This window comes from Shinella sp. WSJ-2 (genome assembly GCF_003432075.1).
Taxonomy (GTDB): domain Bacteria; phylum Pseudomonadota; class Alphaproteobacteria; order Rhizobiales; family Rhizobiaceae; genus Shinella.
In genome coordinates, this window is the sequence record NZ_QWBU01000007.1 from 93,740 (window position 1) to 111,386 (window position 17,647).

General features: G+C 61.8%; 16 protein-coding genes. 12 read left to right on the forward strand and 4 right to left on the reverse strand.

The window, feature by feature from the left end; translation table 11 throughout:
* Positions 1–53: 53 nt before the first annotated feature.
* From D0Y60_RS16530 to hflX, 6 genes are all read left to right on the forward strand, one after another.
* On the forward strand, positions 54–2,327 hold the full coding sequence (locus tag D0Y60_RS16530; protein ID WP_117371187.1) for a PAS domain-containing sensor histidine kinase: 2,274 nt from the start codon (positions 54–56) through the stop codon (positions 2,325–2,327).
* On the forward strand, positions 2,317–3,681 hold the full coding sequence (locus D0Y60_RS16535; protein WP_117371067.1) for a sigma-54 dependent transcriptional regulator: 1,365 nt from the start codon (positions 2,317–2,319) through the stop codon (positions 3,679–3,681). The genes D0Y60_RS16530 and D0Y60_RS16535 overlap by 11 nt, the downstream gene beginning before the upstream one ends.
* A gap of 29 nt (positions 3,682–3,710) precedes the next feature.
* Positions 3,711–5,087 carry a Trk system potassium transporter TrkA gene (gene trkA / locus D0Y60_RS16540; RefSeq protein WP_117371068.1) on the forward strand — a complete coding sequence of 459 codons (1,377 nt, stop codon included), beginning with the start codon at positions 3,711–3,713 and terminating at the stop codon, positions 5,085–5,087.
* A gap of 7 nt (positions 5,088–5,094) precedes the next feature.
* Positions 5,095–5,958 carry a D-amino-acid transaminase gene (locus tag D0Y60_RS16545; RefSeq protein ID WP_117371069.1) on the forward strand — a complete coding sequence of 288 codons (864 nt, stop codon included), beginning with the start codon at positions 5,095–5,097 and terminating at the stop codon, positions 5,956–5,958.
* Between the two features lie 99 nt (positions 5,959–6,057).
* On the forward strand, positions 6,058–6,300 hold the full coding sequence (gene hfq, locus D0Y60_RS16550) for an RNA chaperone Hfq (RefSeq protein WP_023514954.1): 243 nt from the start codon (positions 6,058–6,060) through the stop codon (positions 6,298–6,300).
* Positions 6,301–6,377: 77 nt separating this feature from the next.
* On the forward strand, positions 6,378–7,697 hold the full coding sequence (gene hflX / locus D0Y60_RS16555; RefSeq protein ID WP_117371070.1) for a GTPase HflX: 1,320 nt from the start codon (positions 6,378–6,380) through the stop codon (positions 7,695–7,697).
* A 26-nt stretch (positions 7,698–7,723) separates the two neighbouring features.
* On the opposite strand, the gene mazG is transcribed toward hflX, so the two are convergent.
* Both mazG and D0Y60_RS16565 read right to left on the reverse strand, forming a co-directional pair.
* Positions 7,724–8,557, reverse strand: coding sequence for a nucleoside triphosphate pyrophosphohydrolase (gene mazG / locus D0Y60_RS16560; RefSeq protein WP_117371071.1), 834 nt, complete (start codon positions 8,555–8,557; stop codon positions 7,724–7,726).
* A gap of 7 nt (positions 8,558–8,564) precedes the next feature.
* Positions 8,565–9,152 carry a nucleoside deaminase gene (locus tag D0Y60_RS16565; protein ID WP_117371072.1) on the reverse strand — a complete coding sequence of 196 codons (588 nt, stop codon included), beginning with the start codon at positions 9,150–9,152 and terminating at the stop codon, positions 8,565–8,567.
* A gap of 197 nt (positions 9,153–9,349) precedes the next feature.
* On the opposite strand from D0Y60_RS16565, the gene cysG reads away from it, so the two are divergent.
* From cysG to D0Y60_RS16590, 5 genes are all read left to right on the forward strand, one after another.
* Positions 9,350–10,789 (forward strand): siroheme synthase CysG, encoded by a 1,440-nt coding sequence (cysG, locus tag D0Y60_RS16570; RefSeq protein ID WP_117371073.1) that lies wholly within the window; start codon positions 9,350–9,352, stop codon positions 10,787–10,789.
* Position 10,790: 1 nt separating this feature from the next.
* Entirely contained in the window at positions 10,791–11,105 is a 315-nt protein-coding gene (locus D0Y60_RS16575; RefSeq protein ID WP_117371074.1) for a DUF2849 domain-containing protein, read from the forward strand.
* A gap of 10 nt (positions 11,106–11,115) precedes the next feature.
* Entirely contained in the window at positions 11,116–12,789 is a 1,674-nt protein-coding gene (locus tag D0Y60_RS16580) for a nitrite/sulfite reductase (RefSeq protein WP_117371075.1), read from the forward strand.
* Positions 12,790–12,801: 12 nt separating this feature from the next.
* The gene (locus D0Y60_RS16585) at positions 12,802–13,302 is read left to right on the forward strand and encodes a DUF934 domain-containing protein (protein ID WP_117371076.1); all 501 of its coding nucleotides are present in this window, start codon (positions 12,802–12,804) and stop codon (positions 13,300–13,302) included.
* Between the two features lie 221 nt (positions 13,303–13,523).
* Positions 13,524–14,336, forward strand: a complete 813-nt coding sequence (locus D0Y60_RS16590; protein ID WP_117371077.1) for a ferredoxin--NADP reductase — start codon at positions 13,524–13,526, stop codon at positions 14,334–14,336.
* Positions 14,337–14,388: 52 nt separating this feature from the next.
* Here D0Y60_RS16590 and D0Y60_RS16595 read toward each other — a convergent pair whose 3' ends face one another.
* Together D0Y60_RS16595 and D0Y60_RS25225 are read right to left on the reverse strand one after the other, a co-directional pair.
* Positions 14,389–15,009, reverse strand: a complete 621-nt coding sequence (locus D0Y60_RS16595; RefSeq protein WP_117371078.1) for a GntR family transcriptional regulator — start codon at positions 15,007–15,009, stop codon at positions 14,389–14,391.
* A 177-nt stretch (positions 15,010–15,186) separates the two neighbouring features.
* On the reverse strand, positions 15,187–17,106 hold the full coding sequence (locus D0Y60_RS25225; protein ID WP_117371079.1) for a M10 family metallopeptidase: 1,920 nt from the start codon (positions 17,104–17,106) through the stop codon (positions 15,187–15,189).
* Between the two features lie 112 nt (positions 17,107–17,218).
* Between D0Y60_RS25225 and D0Y60_RS24630 the strand changes: the two genes are divergently transcribed.
* Positions 17,219–17,488 carry a hypothetical protein gene (locus D0Y60_RS24630; RefSeq protein WP_147324533.1) on the forward strand — a complete coding sequence of 90 codons (270 nt, stop codon included), beginning with the start codon at positions 17,219–17,221 and terminating at the stop codon, positions 17,486–17,488.
* Positions 17,489–17,647 lie beyond the last annotated feature (159 nt).

Here is a 17,647-nt window from a genome sequence, read left to right on the forward strand (position 1 = left end):
GAGAATAACGCCGGCGGCTTTCGAGACGTTCGGCCGGGGAAGCGATGCAGCAGATGGACGAGCGTTTGGACCTGCTTGCGGGCGGCGGTGAAGGGAAGGCTTCGGCGGATAGGCGCGCCTCCTTCGCCCTGCCGGGCCTCGTGCTCGCCGGCGGTGCGCTCGTCGCTGCCACGCTGTCGCTGTTCATCTTGCTTGGCTTGACGCCGATCAAGCCGGTCGCCAATGTCGTCATCGCCTCGGCGGCGATCAATGCCATCTTCATCGTCGGCCTGATGTTCCTGATCGGGCGGGAAATCGTCCGGCTCTTGCGCGCCCGCAGCCGTGGCCGTGCCGCCGCGCGGCTCCATGTGCGCATCGTGGCGCTGTTTTCGATCGTCGCGATCACGCCGGCCGTGCTCGTCGCCATTTTCGCCTCGATCACGCTCGATGTCGGCCTCGACCGGTGGTTCTCAATCCGCACGCAGTCGATCGTCAGTTCCTCGCTGAACGTCGCGCAGGCCTATATGCTGGAAAATGCCAGCTACCTGCAGGGCCAGACCGCCTCGATGGCGAACGATCTCGACCGCAACCGACAGCTCTACAGCCTCGACCGCACCGGCTTTACCGAACTGATGACGCGGCAGGCGCGCGGACGCGGCATGCTCGGCGCCTCCCTGCTGCGCGCCGACGGTTCCGTCATCCTCCAGGCAAACATTCCGACCGAAAACCGTCTGCCGCCGGCGCCGGAAGATGCGCTGCGCGCCTCTGCCGCCGGCCAGCCGACGCTCATTCCGCCGGGACAGACCAACCTCGTCGGCGCTATCATCAAGCTCGACAACATCCCGGACGCCTTCCTCTACACGATCCGCACCGTCGATCCCGAAGTCATGCGCTCCATGCGGCTGATGGAGGAGAACACGGCGGAATATCGCGCGCTGGAAGCCGGCCGCACGACGTTGCAGATCGCCTTCGGCGTGCTCTATCTCGGCTTCGCGCTCATCGTTCTGCTCGCGGCGATCTGGACCGCGATCGCGGTCGCCGACCGCATTGTCCGGCCGATCCGCCAGCTGATCGGCGCAGCCGACAGCGTCGCCTCGGGCAATCTCGACGTCACGGTGCCGGTGCGCGTGGCCGATGGTGACGTCGGCAATCTCTCGCGCACCTTCAACAAGATGATCGCCGAGATCCGTACGCAGCAGGGCGAGATCTTGGATGCCAAGGACGAGATGGACCATCGCCGCCGCTTCATCGAAGCGGTGCTGTCGGGCGTCACGGCGGCCGTGATCGGCGTGGAGGGCGACGGACGCATCACCATCGTCAATCTCTCGGCGGAAATCCTGCTCGGCCGCAATGCGGTCGACCTGATTGGTGAACCGCTTGTTGGCGTCACGCCGGAGATCGCCGCCGTGCTTGCCGAAGGTTCGGCCCGCCACCGCAACGAGTTCCGCAAGCAGATCAACATCATGCATGGCGGCAAGGAGCGGACGCTGAACGTGCAGGTGATCCGCGAGGAAGCGAGCGACGCGCAGGAATCCTTCGTCATCAGCGTCGACGATATCACCGATCTCGTCATCGCGCAGCGCTCGACCGCCTGGGCGGACGTGGCACGCCGCATCGCGCATGAAATCAAGAACCCTCTGACCCCAATCCAGCTTTCGGCCGAGCGCATCCGCCGGCGCTACGGCAAGCAGATCGACCAGGAGGATCGCGCGGTCTTCGACCAGTGTACGGACACGATCGTGCGGCAGGTCGAGGATATCGGCCGCATGGTGGACGAATTCTCCTCCTTCGCGCGCATGCCGAAACCCACCAAGGAGCGCTCGGATCTGCGCAACATCCTGAAGGATGCCGTTTTCCTGCGCGAGATGGGCAACAACCACGTCGCTTTCCAAAAGGATTTGGGCGAGGTGCCGCTGACGGGGCTGTTTGACGCGCGCATGCTCGGCCAAGCTTTCGGCAATCTCATCAAAAATGCGGTAGAGGCGATCGAAGCGCTGCCGCCGGAGGCCGAGCGCGGCGAGCACAAGATCCTCGTGCGCGCCGAGGCTGACGATGCGGGACGGCGCTTCGTCGTTGATGTCGTCGACAACGGCAAGGGGCTGCCGACCGAGAATCGACATCGCATTCTCGAACCCTACATGACGATGCGCGAGAAGGGCACGGGGCTCGGCCTCGCCATCGTGAAGAAGATTATCGAGGACCATGGGGGGCAGCTGGAACTGCATGATGCCCCCCAGGACTTCGACCACGGCCAGGGGGCGATGATCCGCGTGATCCTGCCCTATGAAGAAACCGCGGCCGTCGATGCGGACAAGAATAAGAGCAAGGAAATGAGCCATGGCGTCTGATATTCTGGTCGTTGACGACGAAGAGGACATCCGCGAGATCGTCTCCGGCATCCTGTCGGACGAGGGGCACGAGACGCGCACCGCCTTTGATAGCGACAGCGCGCTGGCGGCGATCAGCGACCGCGTTCCACGGCTCGTTTTCCTCGACATCTGGATGCAGGGCAGCAAGCTCGACGGGCTGGCGCTGCTCGACGAAATCAAGAGCCGCCATCCCGACCTGCCGGTCGTGATGATTTCCGGCCACGGCAATATCGAGACGGCCGTGTCGGCGATCCGCCGCGGCGCCTATGACTTCATCGAAAAGCCGTTCAAGGCCGACCGGTTGATTCTCATCGCCGAGCGAGCGCTGGAAAACTCCAAGCTGCGCCGCGAGGTGACGGAGCTGAAGAAGCGATCCGGCGATCCGGTCGAGTTGATCGGCACCTCCGTCGCCGTCTCGCAACTTCGCCAAAACATAGACAAGGTCTCACCGACCAACAGCCGCATCATGATCCTCGGCCCCTCCGGTTCCGGCAAGGAACTTGTGGCGCGCATGATCCACCGCAAGTCAACGCGGGCAAGCGGTCCCTTCGTCGTGCTGAATGCCGCGGCGATCACGCCGGAGCGCATGGAGGTCGCGCTGTTCGGCACGGAGGGCACGCCGGGCCAGCCGCGCCGCACCGGAGCGCTGGAAGAGGCTCATGGCGGCATCCTTTATCTCGACGAGATCGGTGAAATGCCGCGCGAGACGCAGAACAAGATTCTGCGGGTGCTGGTCGACCAGCAATTCGAACGCGTCGGCGGTTCCAAACGCGTGAAGGTGGACGTGCGGATCATTTCCTCCACCGCGTATAATCTCGAAAGCCTGATCGCGGAGGGAGGGTTCCGAGAAGATCTCTACCACCGCCTCGCCGTGGTGCCGGTGCGCGTGCCGCCGCTCGCCGAGCGACGCGAGGATATTCCCTTCCTCGTCGACATGTTCATGCGCCAGGTCAGCGAGCAGGCCGGTATCCGTGCCCGCAAGATCGGTGATGATGCCTTGGCCGTGCTGCAGGCGCACGACTGGCCAGGCAACATCCGCCAGCTGCGCAACAATATCGAGCGCCTGATGATTCTCGCCCGCAGCGACGGCCCCGACACGCCGATCACCGCCGACATGCTGCCGACGGAAGTGGGCGACATGCTGCCGAAAATTTCCACGCAGGGTGACCAGCACATCATGACGCTTCCGCTGCGTGAAGCCCGTGAAATGTTCGAGCGTGACTATCTGATCGCGCAGATCAATCGCTTCGGCGGCAACATTTCCCGCACGGCCGAATTCGTCGGCATGGAACGTTCCGCGCTCCATCGCAAACTGAAGTCGCTTGGCGTATAAGGCGCCGAGCGACTGAGGGATTCTAGGGCATGAAGGTCATCATCTGCGGCGCCGGACGCGTCGGCTACGGTATTGCCGAGCGGCTTTCGGAGGAGGGCAACGACGTCTCCGTGATCGACACGCAGCCATCGCTGATTGCGGCCATCTCCGAGACGCTCGACGTCAGCGGCGTCGTCGGCCACGGCGCCCATCCCGAGGTGCTGGCCAAGGCCGGCGCGGACCAGGCGGACATGCTGATCGCCGTGACCCTGTTCGACGAGATCAACATGGTCGCCTGCCAGGTCGCCCATTCGCTGTTCAACGTGCCGACCAAAATCGCCCGCATCCGCGCGCAGAGCTATCTGGCGCCGGAATATTCCGATCTGTTCTCGCGCGAAAACATGCCCATCGACGTTACCATCTCGCCGGAGGTGGAGGTAGGCAAGATGGTGCTGCGGCGCATTTCCTTCCCCGGTGCGACGGATGTCGTGCGCTTTGCCGACGACCGAATCGTCATGGTGGCGATCGAATGCATGGAGGATTGCCCGGTTGTCGAGACGCCACTGAAGCAGCTCAGCGAGCTCTTTCCGGACCTCAATGCTACCGTCACCGGCATCTTTTCCAACGGCAAGCTGACCGTGCCGAACTCTTCCGACCAGCTGCATTCCGGCGATCTCGCCTATGTCGTCTGCGACAAGGGGCATGTGCGGCGCACGCTCGCGCTGTTCGGTCATGAGGAGCAGGAGGCGGCGCGCATCGTCATCGCCGGCGGCGGCAATATCGGCTATTTCGTCGCCAAGGCCATCGAGGATTATCAGCCGAAGACCCGACTGAAGATCATCGAGAGTGACCGGGAGCGCGCCGTCGCCGTCGCCGACAAGCTGCGCAACGCTGTTGTCCTGCATGGCTCGGCGCTCGACCAGAAGATGCTGCTGCAAGCCGATATCCAGGATGCCGACCTGATCGTGGCGCTGACCAACAACGATCAGATCAACATTCTGGGCTCCGTCATGGCCAAACGCCTCGGCTGCAAGCAGAATCTCGTCCTGATCAACGATCCGAGCTACCAGGATTTCACCAAGACGCTGGGCATCGACGCCAGCATCAATCCGCGCGCCGTGACGATCTCCGGCATCCTCCAGCACGTCCGTAAGGGCCGCATCCGCTCCGTCTATGCGGTGCAGAAGGGCTCAGCCGAAGTGATCGAGGCCGAGGCGCTGGAAACGTCGCCGCTCGTCGGCAAGCCGCTGCGCGATATCGAGCTGCCGCCCGGCATCCGCATCGGCGCCGTCTATCGCGACAAGACGGTGATCCGGCCGGACGGCAACACCAAGATCAAGGCGAAGGACCGGGTGGTGCTCTTTGCGGCGGCCGGTGCGGTGCGCCATGTCGAACAGCTCTTCCGCGTCAGCATTCAATACTTCTAGGATTTCCATGCCGCGCTTCGCCTATGTCAACGGCCGCTATGTCCGCCACGCCGATGCCGCGGTCTCCATCGAGGACCGGGGGCTGGTCTTCGGCGATGCTGTCTATGAAGTCTGCCAGGTTCAGCGGGGCTTCATCGTCGATCTGACGCGGCATCTAGACCGGCTCGACCGATCGCTCGGCGAAATCCGCATTCGCGCGCCGATGAGCCGCGCGGCGCTTGTCGGGATCCTGCGCGAGGTGCTGCGCCGCAACCGCGTCGTCAACGGCATGGTATATCTCCAGATTTCGCGCGGCGTCGCCCGGCGCGACCATGTGTTTCCCTCGCCCGAGGTCCGGGCCTCACTGATCGTGACGGCCAAAAGCCTCAACCCGGCGATCAATGCCGCGAAATACGCTGCCGGCATCAAGGCGGTGACCGTGCCGGACAACCGCTGGGGCAGGGTGGATATCAAGACCGTCGGCCTGCTGTCGAACGTGCTGGCCCGCCAACAGGCGAAGGAGGCGGGCGCGCAGGAGGCGATTTTCGTCGATCGTGACGGCAAAGTCACCGAGGGCGGCGCAACGAACCTGTGGATCGTCGATAAGGCCGGAATGCTGGTGACGCGCCCGGCCGACCATGCGATCCTCCAAGGCATCACCCGCACCACAGTGATGGATGTGGCCGGAAAACTCGGGATAGCGGTGGAAGAACGGCGCTTTTCGGTGACGGAAATGCTCGAAGCGCGCGAGGTTTTCATCACCGGGGCCACGACCATCTGCCTCCCGGTGGTCGCCATCGACGGACAGAGCATCGCCAACGGCCATCCCGGCATGACGGCGCAGAAAATCAGGGATGCTTTTTTCGCCGTTGCGGAGAAGACCGTGATTTGATACCAAAATCGACGGTCGGGCACATCGGTTGCCGGGCCTGGGGGCAATTTATTTCAGTCAACCGGTCTCAAGGGCCGGCAATCAGAAAGAAGCGGCGCGATGGCGGAACGTTCTCAGAACCTGCAGGATCTTTTTCTTAATACCGTTCGCAAGCAAAAGATTTCTCTCACGATCTTTCTCATCAACGGGGTCAAGCTGACCGGGGTTGTCACCTCCTTCGACAATTTCTGCGTGCTGCTCCGTCGCGACGGTCACTCGCAGCTCGTGTACAAGCACGCGATCTCGACCATCATGCCCGGCCAGCCGCTGCAGATGTTCGAGACCGAGGAAAGCGGCTCCTGACAGGACCCAAGACCATTAAAAAATCTGATTCATCCAAGGATTCCATCGTCCCGGACGTCGAAAAACGCCGGGACGACATGCGCGCTGTCGTCATCGCGCCTGTTTTAAAGGCGCGCACGAAGCCGGATCCGACCGTCGTGACGCGTTCCGACGAGGCCCGCCTCGAAGAGGCCGTCGGCCTTGCGCGCGCCATCGATCTCACCATCGTCGCCTCCATGCTCGTGCCCGTCAGCCAGCCGAAGCCCGGCACATTGCTCGGCACCGGCAAGATCGAGGAGATCAAGGCGGCGCTCGATGAACACGACGCCGGTCTCGTCATCGTCGACCATCCGCTGACGCCGGTGCAGCAGCGCAATCTCGAGAAGGAATGGAACGCCAAGGTCATCGACCGCACGGGCCTCATTCTGGAGATCTTCGGCCGCCGCGCCTCCACCAAGGAAGGCACGTTGCAGGTCGAGCTTGCGCATCTCAACTACCAGCGCGGCCGCCTCGTGCGCAGCTGGACCCACCTCGAACGCCAGCGCGGTGGCGCGGGCTTCATGGGTGGTCCCGGTGAAACGCAGATCGAAGCCGACCGCCGCCTGTTGCAGGACAAGATCGTCAAGCTGGAGCGCGAGCTGGAGCAAGTGCGCCGCACCCGCCAGCTGCATCGCTCGAAGCGCAAGAAGGTGCCGCATCCGATCGTGGCGCTCGTCGGCTATACCAACGCCGGCAAGTCGACGCTGTTCAACCGCATCACCGGCGCGGGCGTGCTGGCCGAGGACATGCTCTTTGCCACGCTCGATCCGACGCTGCGCCGCATGAAGCTGCCGCAGGGCCGGACCGTCATCCTGTCCGACACCGTGGGCTTCATCTCCGACCTACCGACCCATCTCGTCGCCGCTTTCCGCGCGACGCTGGAAGAGGTGCTGGAAGCCGATCTCGTGCTCCACGTGCGTGACATGTCCGATCCGGACAACGGTGCGCAATCGTCCGACGTGCTGCGCATCTTGGGTGAGCTCGGCATCGACGAGAAGGACGGCGCGGAGCGTATCCTCGAAGTCTGGAACAAGATCGACCGGCTGGAGCCGGAGGCGCGCGACGCACTGGTGCAGAAGGCCGAGACGCAGCCGAATGTCGTCGCCGTCTCCGCGATTTCGGGCGAGGGTGTTGATGCGTTGCTGTCGGAAATCAACCAGCGTCTTTCCGGCGTTTTGGTCGATCGTGACGTTACCGTGCCCGTCATGCAGCTGCAATTGCTGCCGTGGATCTACGATCACTCGATCGTCGATGTCCGCGAGGACCTCGAAGACGGCAATGTGCGGCTGGAACTGCGGCTGACGGAAACGGAAGCAGCGGAACTGGACCGCCGCCTCGGCATTGGCGGCAAAGCCGTGCGTGAGGATTGGGAACGCTAACGCAACGTCATTCTTTTGACGTTGCGTTATCCAAGCTGCCGCTCGATCTGCTTGGCGGCCTGCCACAGTTCTTCCATGCGCTCCAGCGTCGCGGTCTCAAGGCCTTCGCCATTGGCCGCGAGGCTATCCTCGATATGCGAGAATCTGTTGCGGAACTTGGTGTTCGTGCCGCGCAGCGCCATTTCCGGATCGGCTCCGACATGGCGGCCGATATTGACCAGTGCAAAGATGAGGTCGCCGAGTTCGTCGGCAACGGCTTTGGGATCATTATTGCGCAGGGCTTCACGCAGCTCGCCGATTTCCTCCTCGATCTTGTCGAGGATCGGCGTAGGCTCCGACCAGTCGAACCCCACTTTGGCCGCGCGCTCCTGAAGTTTCAGCGCCTCAACAAGGGCTGGGAAGGAACGCTGCACCGAACCGAGATGGCCGCGCAATGGGTCTTCCGGCATGCCGCGCTTCGCGCGCCGCTCTTTGCGCTCGCGCTTCTCCGCCTGTTTGATCGCATCCCATTGCAGCTTCACGGCTTCGGGCGTGTCGGCGTCCGAGCGGGCGAAGACATGCGGGTGGCGGCGGATCATTTTGCGCGTCACGGCCTCGACGACGCTGCCAAAATCGAAATCGCCGCTCTCTTCGGCCATCCGGGCGTGGAAGACCACCTGCAAAAGCAGGTCGCCCAGCTCCTCGCAGAGATCGTCCATGTCTCCCCGCTCGATCGCATCGGCGACCTCGTAAGCCTCCTCGATTGTGTAGGGCTTGATCGTCTCGAAGGTTTGGACCACGTCCCAGGGGCAGCCGGTTTCCGGCTGACGCAGGGCTTGCATGATCTCGATCAGGCGCTCGATGTCGCGGCTCGGCTGCATGGCGGTCTCAGTTCAGCGGGATGTTGTTGTCAGCCTTGCCGGACTGGTAGCTTTCCGACAGCGCGTCATAGGCGGCGCGGATCTTTGCATCCTGCGCTTTCAAATCGGCCTTGGCGGTCTCGTCGGCGGTGGCGACCAGGTCGGCTATAGCGGCGGAATGCCAGAAGGCGTTGGTCTTGGCATAGCCGCCGGGATCGAGCCGGAAGACTTCCTTCAGGATGCGCAGGTCGTGCGGAATGGCGAAGCTGTCGCGCGAATCCTCATGGCTGAAGAAATAGTAGAAATTGTCGAAGCCGGCCCAGGTGATGGCCGAAAGGCACATGGAGCAGGGCTCATGCGTCGAAAGGAAGACGTAATCCTTGGTGTTGGGCTTCTCCACGCGCTCGTAGAGGCGTTTCAGTGTATGCACTTCGCCGTGCCAGAGCGGATTTTCCGTCTCGTTGTTCGTTTCGGCGAGAACGAGCGAAAGATCCGTCTTGTTGAGGATCGCCGCGCCGAACACCTTGTTGCCGGCCGCAACGCCCTGGCGCGTCAGCGGCAGGATGTCGAATTCCATCACGTCGAGCAGACGTTTTGCAAGCGCGGCCTGGTTCATGGCGGGATTCCCTGTTGGCGTCATGCGGCATCCTTACCGGGCGCCCGGGCGGACAGGCAAGGGCGGCCGGTGACTTATGCTCAAAATGCGGGGTCGCAGAGCAAAACAATACGCCCCTCCAAGACCATTGGAATTTCTGTTTCTTTTGTTTCTTGTCGTTTTTCGCGATAGTGCGCACACTTCAACCGGACCCTATCATGACCGAGGCACAGCAGAAGCTTTCGACATTCCCGGCGTTCTTCCGCGTCAGCGGCAGGACGGTCGTCGTCGTGGGCGAGGGCGACGAGGCCTTTGCCAAGGCGCGCCTGCTGTTCAACACGGATGCAAGGATCGTCGTTCTCGCCGAAGCGCCCGAGGCCGGCTTCGCCCGCTTCATCGCCGAGAAGGGGCTGACGCTGGTCCGCGCGCCGTTTTCGAAGGAAGCGATCGCCGGGGCGACGCTGGTTTTCGCCGCAACCGGCGATGCGGCCGTCGACCGCGCCATTTCCAAGATAGCCCGAGAATTGCACATCCCGGTTAATGCCGTCGATCAGCCCGATTATTGCGATTTCTTCACGCCGGCCCTCGTCAATCGTGCGCCGGTTGCCGTTGCGATCGGAACCGAAGGGGCCGGCCCCGTTCTGGCGCAGATGATCCGCGCGCAGGTCGACCAGATCCTGTCGCCGTCGCTTGGCCGCCTCGCAAGCCTTGCCAGCGGCTACCGCGATGCCGTCGACCGCATCCTTCCGCGCGGTGTAACCCGCCGCGTCTTCTGGCGCCGCTTTTTCCACGGCGCTGTCGCGGATGCCGTGAACAACGGCGATATCGCGCTGGCACGCAACGCGGCCGATACGCTTCTCAACGCGCAGGGCAGGGCCGCGGGCCATGTCTGGCTCGTCGGCGCCGGTCCGGGTGCCGAAGACCTGCTGACGCTGCGCGCCCAGCGCGTGATGATGGAAGCCGACGTCATCGTATCCGATGCGCTTGTGCCGCAGGCCATCGTCGATATGGGCCGCCGCGATGCCGAGCGCCTTTCGGTGGGCAAACGCAAGGGCTGCCATTCCAAGTCGCAGGAGGAGATCAACGACCTGCTTGTCGAACTCGGCAAGGCGGGCAAGCGCGTCGTGCGCCTGAAATCCGGCGACCCCCTGGTCTATGGCCGGGCCGGCGAGGAAATGGCGGCGCTGCGTCAGGCGGGTGTAACCTATGAGATCGTGCCCGGCATTACCTCCGCCTTCGCCGCCGCCGCCGATTTCGAACTACCGCTGACGCTGCGCGGCGTTGCCTCCTCACTGGTGTTCACCACCGGCCACGACCTTGCCGGTTCTGTGTTGCCCAACTGGGCGCGCCTTGCGATTTCCGGCGCGACCGTCGCCGTGTATATGGGCCGCTCGGTCGCCGCCTCCGTCGCCGAACGACTGATGGAAGCCGGCCTGCCGGACGAAACGACCGTCGCGGTCGTCGAAAATGCCAGCCGCCGCGAAAAGCGCCTACTGCACGGCACGCTCAAGGATCTTCCGGGTCTCGAACACCGCGACGAACTGTCCGGCCCGGTCATGGTTATCATCGGCGACGCGGTTGCGGGCGCTAATTTCGAACATTCCGAGCCGCTCGCCATCCGGCAGACGGTTCGCGACACAGCAGCATTGGGAGCATGACATGGCCGACAAGGTTCTGACAGCCAATCGCCTTTCCGACGGGATTTCCGTCTGGCTGGATGCCGCCGGCACCTGGAACGAATCTTTGCAGGCCGCATTCGTCGCGCGCCACAAGGAGGCCGTAGAGGCGCTCGAAGCCACCGGCAAGCAGGCCTTCGCCGACAATAAGGTGGTTGACGTTAATGTCGTGGACGTCGAAGAAGTGGATGGTGTTCTCAGGCCGTTGCGCATGCGCGAGCGTATTCGTGCCGAAGGTCCTTCGATTCCCTATGCCGCCGGTTACGCCGGCCTGACTGCGACGGCTCCGGCCGCCTGAGGAAATTTAGATGTATCGCTACGACGAATTCGATCACGCCTTTGTCTCCGACCGTGTGGAGCAGTTCCGCGATCAGGTCGCCCGCCGCCTGTCAGGCGAGCTGGCCGAGGATGCCTTCAAGCCGCTGCGCCTGATGAACGGCGTCTATCTCCAGCTGCATGCCTATATGCTGCGCGTCGCCATTCCCTACGGCACGCTGAATTCGCGCCAGATGCGCATGCTGGCCCTGATCGCCCGCAAATACGACCGCGGCTACGGCCATTTCACCACGCGCCAGAACATTCAGTACAATTGGCCGAAGCTTTCGGAATTGCCGGATGCGCTGGCCGATCTCGCCACCGTCGAGATGCACGCGCTCCAGACCTCGGGCAACTGCATCCGCAACGTCACGGCCGACCACTTTGCCGGCGCTGCCGCTGATGAGGTCGCCGATCCCAGGCCTTACGCGGAAATCCTGCGCCAGTGGTCCTCGGTTCACCCGGAATTCTCGTTCCTGCCGCGCAAGTTCAAGATCGCTGTCACCGGTGCGGAGCGCGACCGCGCCGCCATCCAGGTGCACGATATCGGCCTGCATCTGAAGAAGGACGAGAACGGCCGCATCGGCTTTGCCGTCTATGTCGGCGGCGGGCAGGGCCGTACGCCGATGATCGCCAAGAAGATCCGCGACTTCCTGCCGGAAGAGGACCTGCTGTCCTACACGACCGCGATCATGCGCGTGTACAACCTGCACGGCCGCCGCGACAACAAGTACAAGGCGCGCATCAAGATCCTCGTGCATGAGACCGGCGCGGAAGAGTTGGCCCGCCAGGTCGAGGTCGAATTCGCCGCCCTCAAGGATGGCGAGCTGAAGCTGCCGGAACGCGATGTCGCCGCCATCTCCGCCTATTTCGCGCCGCCGGAACTGGCGCCGCGCGCCGAAGGCTGGGCGAACCTTGCGCAGTGGAAGAAGGCCGATGCCGAATTCGCCCGCTGGGTTCAGCAGAACGTGCAGCCGCACAAGCACCCCGACTACGGCATGGTGACGATCTCGCTGAAGCCCATCGGCGGTATTCCGGGCGACGCCACGGATGCACAGATGGAGGCCGTCGCCGATATCGCGGAGGAATATGCCTTCGACGAGATCCGCGTCAGCCATGAGCAGAACCTGATCCTACCACATGTGGCGCTCGCCGATCTGGAGCCGGTCTATCGTGGCCTCGTCGCCGCCGGTCTTGCCACCGCCAATGCCGGCCTCATCACCGACATCATCGCCTGTCCGGGGCTGGACTATTGCGCGCTCGCCAATGCGCGCTCGATCCCGGTCGCGCAGGAGCTTTCACTGCGCTTCGGCGCTCCGGAGCGCCAGGCCGAAATCGGCGAGCTGAAGATCAAGATCTCCGGCTGCATCAATGCCTGCGGCCACCACCATGTCGGCCATATCGGTCTGCTCGGCGTGGAGAAGAAGGGTGAGGAGCTCTATCAGATCACGCTGGGCGGCTCGGGGGATGAAAACACCTCGATCGGCGAGATCATCGGCCGCGGCTTCGAGCCGGAGAAGGTGACGGATGCCGTCGAGGTGATCGTCAACACCTATCTCGGCCTGCGCCTCGACCCCACGGAAATCTTCCTTGATGCCTATCGCCGCGTCGGACCGCAACCTTTCAAGGATGCGCTCTACGGCGGCAAGGCGGCCGCTGCAGCCTGAGGAGTTAGGGACATGACGAAAATCTGGAATGAAGCCGGCTTCGTGAGCGACGATCCCTGGATCATCGAAACCGAGGAAACCAAGGCCGGTTCGAACGAGAAGGCGATCCTTGGCCTCGATCATTTCCTAGCAAAGGTCGCCGAGGGGGATGACACAGGTCTCGGCGTGCTGATCAACCCGGCCGACGACGTGCGCAAGCTGGAAGGCCATCTCGACCGGCTGGCGCTGGTGGCGGTCGCTTTCCCGGCCTTTAACGACGGCCGCGCCTTCAGCCACGCCTCGCTCTTGCGCTCACGGCTGAATTTCTCGGGTGAGGTCAGGGCGGTCGGCGACGTGTTGATCGACCAGATCCCGCTCATGCTGCGCTGTGGCATCGATAGCTTTGCCGTCAGCAACGCGACGGCGCTGAAGCGCCTTGCGGAAAACCGCCTGCCGGGTATCGACAACCACTACCAGCCGACCGCGCGCGCCTCGCAGGATGTCGGCTCCTACAGCTGGCGCCGCCGGGCCTGATTTCAGGCCCGGTTTGCGGGGTCGGCCGGCGAAAGGCCGCAATCGCGGTATAGTGTTGCGTCAGATCAAGGACGCGGGCCGGGCTTTGCGGGAAAACGCATCGGCGGCAAACTATTGCGCGGCCAATCGGCGCATTGGAACGGAATACCTTCCTTTCATGCTCCACATGTAATATCTGCCTATCGTCAAGATTATCAGACGCAGCCAGGATCGATCCCGAAATGAACGCACCTGCTAAGACCGAAGAATTCGTGCCCGCCATTCCCGCCGGCGTTTTCGCCGAGACGGTGACGAGCGTGCAGCATTATACGGATCGCCTGTTCCGCTTCCGCATGACGCGCCCCGAAAGCTTCCGCTTCCGCTCCGGCGAGTTCGCGATGATCGGCCTGATGGTCGGCGACAAGCCGGTTTACCGCGCCTATTCGATCGCCAGCCCCTCCTGGGACGAAGAACTCGAATTCTTCTCGATCAAAGTGCCGGACGGCCCGCTGACCTCGCATCTCCAGCAGATCAAGCTGGGCGACACGGTGCTGATGCGCAAGAAGCCGACCGGGACGCTGGTGCTCGACGCGCTCACCCCCGGCAAGCGTCTCTACATGTTCTCGACCGGCACGGGCATCGCGCCCTTCGCGAGCCTCATTCGCGATCCGGAAACCTACGAGAAGTTCGACGAGGTCATCCTGACGCATACCTGCCGCGAAGTATCCGAGCTGAAATACGGCTTCGACCTCGTGGAGGAAATCCGCAACCATGAATTCCTCGCTGAAGTTGTCGGCAACAAGCTGCGCCACTACGCGACGGTGACGCGCGAAGACTTCCCGTTCCAGGGCCGCATCACCGATCTCATCCGCAACGGTAAGATGTTTGCTGATCTCGGCGTGCCGCATTTCGACCCGGCGGTGGATCGCGGCATGATCTGCGGCTCCTCGGCGATGTTGAAGGAAACCAAGGCGCTGCTGGAAGAGGCGGGCCTCGTCGAGGGCTCCAACAACAAGCCAGGCGAATTCGTCATTGAGCGCGCCTTCGTCGATTGATCGACGGCATACTTCCCATGAAAAGGGCGGCCTTCGAGCCGCTCTTTCTGTTTCAGGGCGAGAGGCAGTCGATGAGGTCGGTCATTGCCTCCGAGGCCGCCTGGCCGTCCGCGTTGCGGATGGAGCGGATGACCTTGACGTGGAGATCCACGGACCGGTCCATGTGGCGGTTGTCGGCGCGGGCAAACCACAGCCGGCGGGCGTGGGTTTGCAAGGGCGCGAGCGCGCCGGTCAGGAAGCGGTTGGGGCATGCTTCCTCGAGGATTTCGTCAAACACCTTGTCGGCCGCGAGAAAGCCTTCGAGATCGGAGCGGATCGAGCAGGCCGTCATGCTCTGCGCACATTCGACAAGCCGTTCGCGATGTTCCTCGCTGGCATGGCGGGCGACGAGATCAGCAGCTAGCGGCTCCAGCTGCCGGCGCGCCGCCATGACCTGGATGTGGTCCTGCGCCTGTATCGGCGTGATCTGCAGCCCCGCACGGGGCCGCACCGCAATCAATCCCTGCCATTCGAGCTTCTGAATGGCCTCCCGCACCGGCGTACGGCCATGCTCGGCAAGGTCGATCAACTGCCGCTCGGTGACCATCGAGCCGGGTTTCAGCTTGAGCGTGACGATCAGGCCTTCGAGGGCGAGATAGGCGAGGTGGGCCTGCGAGGCCGCCGTTTCCGTCATTCCGCGAATCCAGTTGATATATCACATGCTCGCACGTCGCGTTTGGAATAGCAAATCAACTCATATATCAGTGAGGTGGAGGCGGCTTGGCGGAAGGCGCGACTTGGATCTGCGACACTTTCCGACAAACAAAAGGCCGGGATTTCTCCCGGCCTGTATGAAGCTTCTGAGTTGTTTTCAGAGAATGAAATCGCTGGCGTCCAGGCTCGCTTTGACGAAATTCTTCAAAACGATGACATCGGTGCTGGTCAGGCGAATTTCGACGTTGTCGCCGACCGTTACAGCCTTGCTGAGAACCGAGCTTACCGACGAGAAATTGTAGGACTGGAGATCGATATTGTCCTCGTTGTTCTTGAAATCGGTGATCGTATCCCGCCCATAACCTGCCGCGAAGACGAAAATATCTGCTCCGCTTCCGCCGGTGAGGGTGTCGTTGCCCTTGTAGCCGGTAAGCTTGTTTTCGCCGGTATTGCCTGTGAGCTTGTCGCCGAAGGCGCTGCCAAAGAGGTTTTCGATGCCGGAATAGGTGTCGCCCTTGGCCTCATTCGTGTTGAGACCGGCATTTGCGAGGCTCGCCGTCACACCGATTGTCGCGTTCACATAGGTCGCGGTATCGACGCCCGTCCCGCCGATCAGCTTGTCACCGCCCAAGCCACCGTTCAGCGTATCGTTGCCAGCGCCGCCAGTGAGCGTATCGACACCGTTGCCTCCATTGAGGACATTGTTTGCGGAATTGCCGGTCAGCTTGTCAGCGAACTTCGTACCGGTCAGATTCTCGATGGATGAATAGGTATCTCCGGCAGCATCATTCGTATTGTCAGCCGGCTTGAGCAGGCTGGCGACAACGCCCTTCGTCGCGTCCGAATACGATGCCGTGTCTGTCCCTGCGCCACCTTTCAGAATGTCGGCGCCCGCGCCACCGCGCAGAGTGTCATTGCCGTTGCCCCCGTCGAGCGTATCACCGCTAGCCCCACCATTCAGGGTATCGTTGCCGTCGAAACCGAAGAGCTTGTCCGCCCCTCCGTTGCCGGAAAGTGCATTGGCGCCTTGGTTGCCCTTGATCGTGTCACTACCGCTGCCGCCTATGGCATTCTCAATAAGCGAGCGAAGATCGCCTTTGAAAAGCAGGGCGTTGAAAATGTTGCCCCGTGCAAAACCGTCATTCGGGCCGCCGCCGAGATTGGCAAGTTGGATTGCGCTGAAGACGGAGTATTTTCCCGGACGAAGGTCGATGTTCAAGGTCGTGGTGTAGGCGCTGAGATCGTAGGTGTCATTGCCACCGCCATCCCACACCGTTGCAAAAATGCGGTTCGCACCAGGGGCAATGGCAACCTCGCCGTTGACGAGAGTGTTGCCGCTCCCGGGGGTCCATTTGTAGACTGTGGTACCGGAATTGGTGGAATAATCCGCACCATACATATGTTGGAGAGCGGCAATATCAGCCATCATGAATGTCTGCGGCGCGCCGAATTCCTCGTAGACATAGGTTCCGCCGGTATCACCGACGTAGCTTCGATAACTCATGACCGTAAATTCGACACTGTTCGTCTCATCCGGCATTTGGCCGTAGACGAGATTTTCCTGCGCGTGCTTCAGCCCCAATGCGTGCCCCAATTCATGGATCAGCGTGTGCCATGCATAGTTGCCGGCCACAGGTGTGCGCATGTCGTAGATTGTGCCGACATAGGCCGTGCCGAACCAGATATCACCATCGTCAGCGGTATCCGACGTCGTGATTAGGCTGCCCGGAAAATCGGCAACTTCCGCCGTGCTTGGCACGCTGGATTCCGCGAAGCGAAATGTCGCATTTGTCGAATTGCCCTGAGTGAAGTTCAGATTGGTAAAACCTTCAACAGAGAAACCGTCATTAGCGGTTCTTCCAAAGGATTTCTCCATTGCAAACAGGGCGGCGTTCTTCTGCTGCGTAGTAACTGTGTTGAAGCCGCTGTCGTATTTCGAATAGCTATAGTCGGATGCCAGGGTTGGAAATGCATATGTAACCGTAGAGCTGCTCCAGCCTGTTCCAACAAGCACAGAATCGACAAAGATTGACCCGGTAGCATCAACCGTTTTTGTAGGTGTTGCAGAGCCCGACATATTTCCCTCCAGAAGTGATGGGCTCCTGCTTTCGGAATCGGCAGGCTTCCCAAAAAGGCCTTAGTGACGATACATTACCATATTAGTCGTTCAAAAGACGCGCGAGATCATCATGCTATTCGGGATTTTTTTGGCGCTATTTACTATGGGTTTTAACAATGTCGGCTGGACCATCTGGTCGCAGATTCCCACCGCAGTACATGAAACGGTCACGCGTGTAGTCATGCAAAAACCAGGCGATCCGGAAAAAATCATCGAATCTGAATATGCTCGCCTGAAAGGCCGAGGCACACGAGAAGGTCTTGAGCTTTTCATCGCACGGCACCCCGATCATCCTCTTGCCGAAAAGGCTCGCGAGGATATCAGGCGCCTCTATGAATGAGCATAGTCCGGACCGACTGTGTTCCGGCATTATCTATTTTATTCCATTGCCATTTTAGTGATTTTTCGCGGCGTTGTCAGCCGCGACATGGCCTCCCCGTATATGTACCCGAATAAAGCCGTCAGCCCACCCGTCGATAGGAGGATTACGGTTGACGAA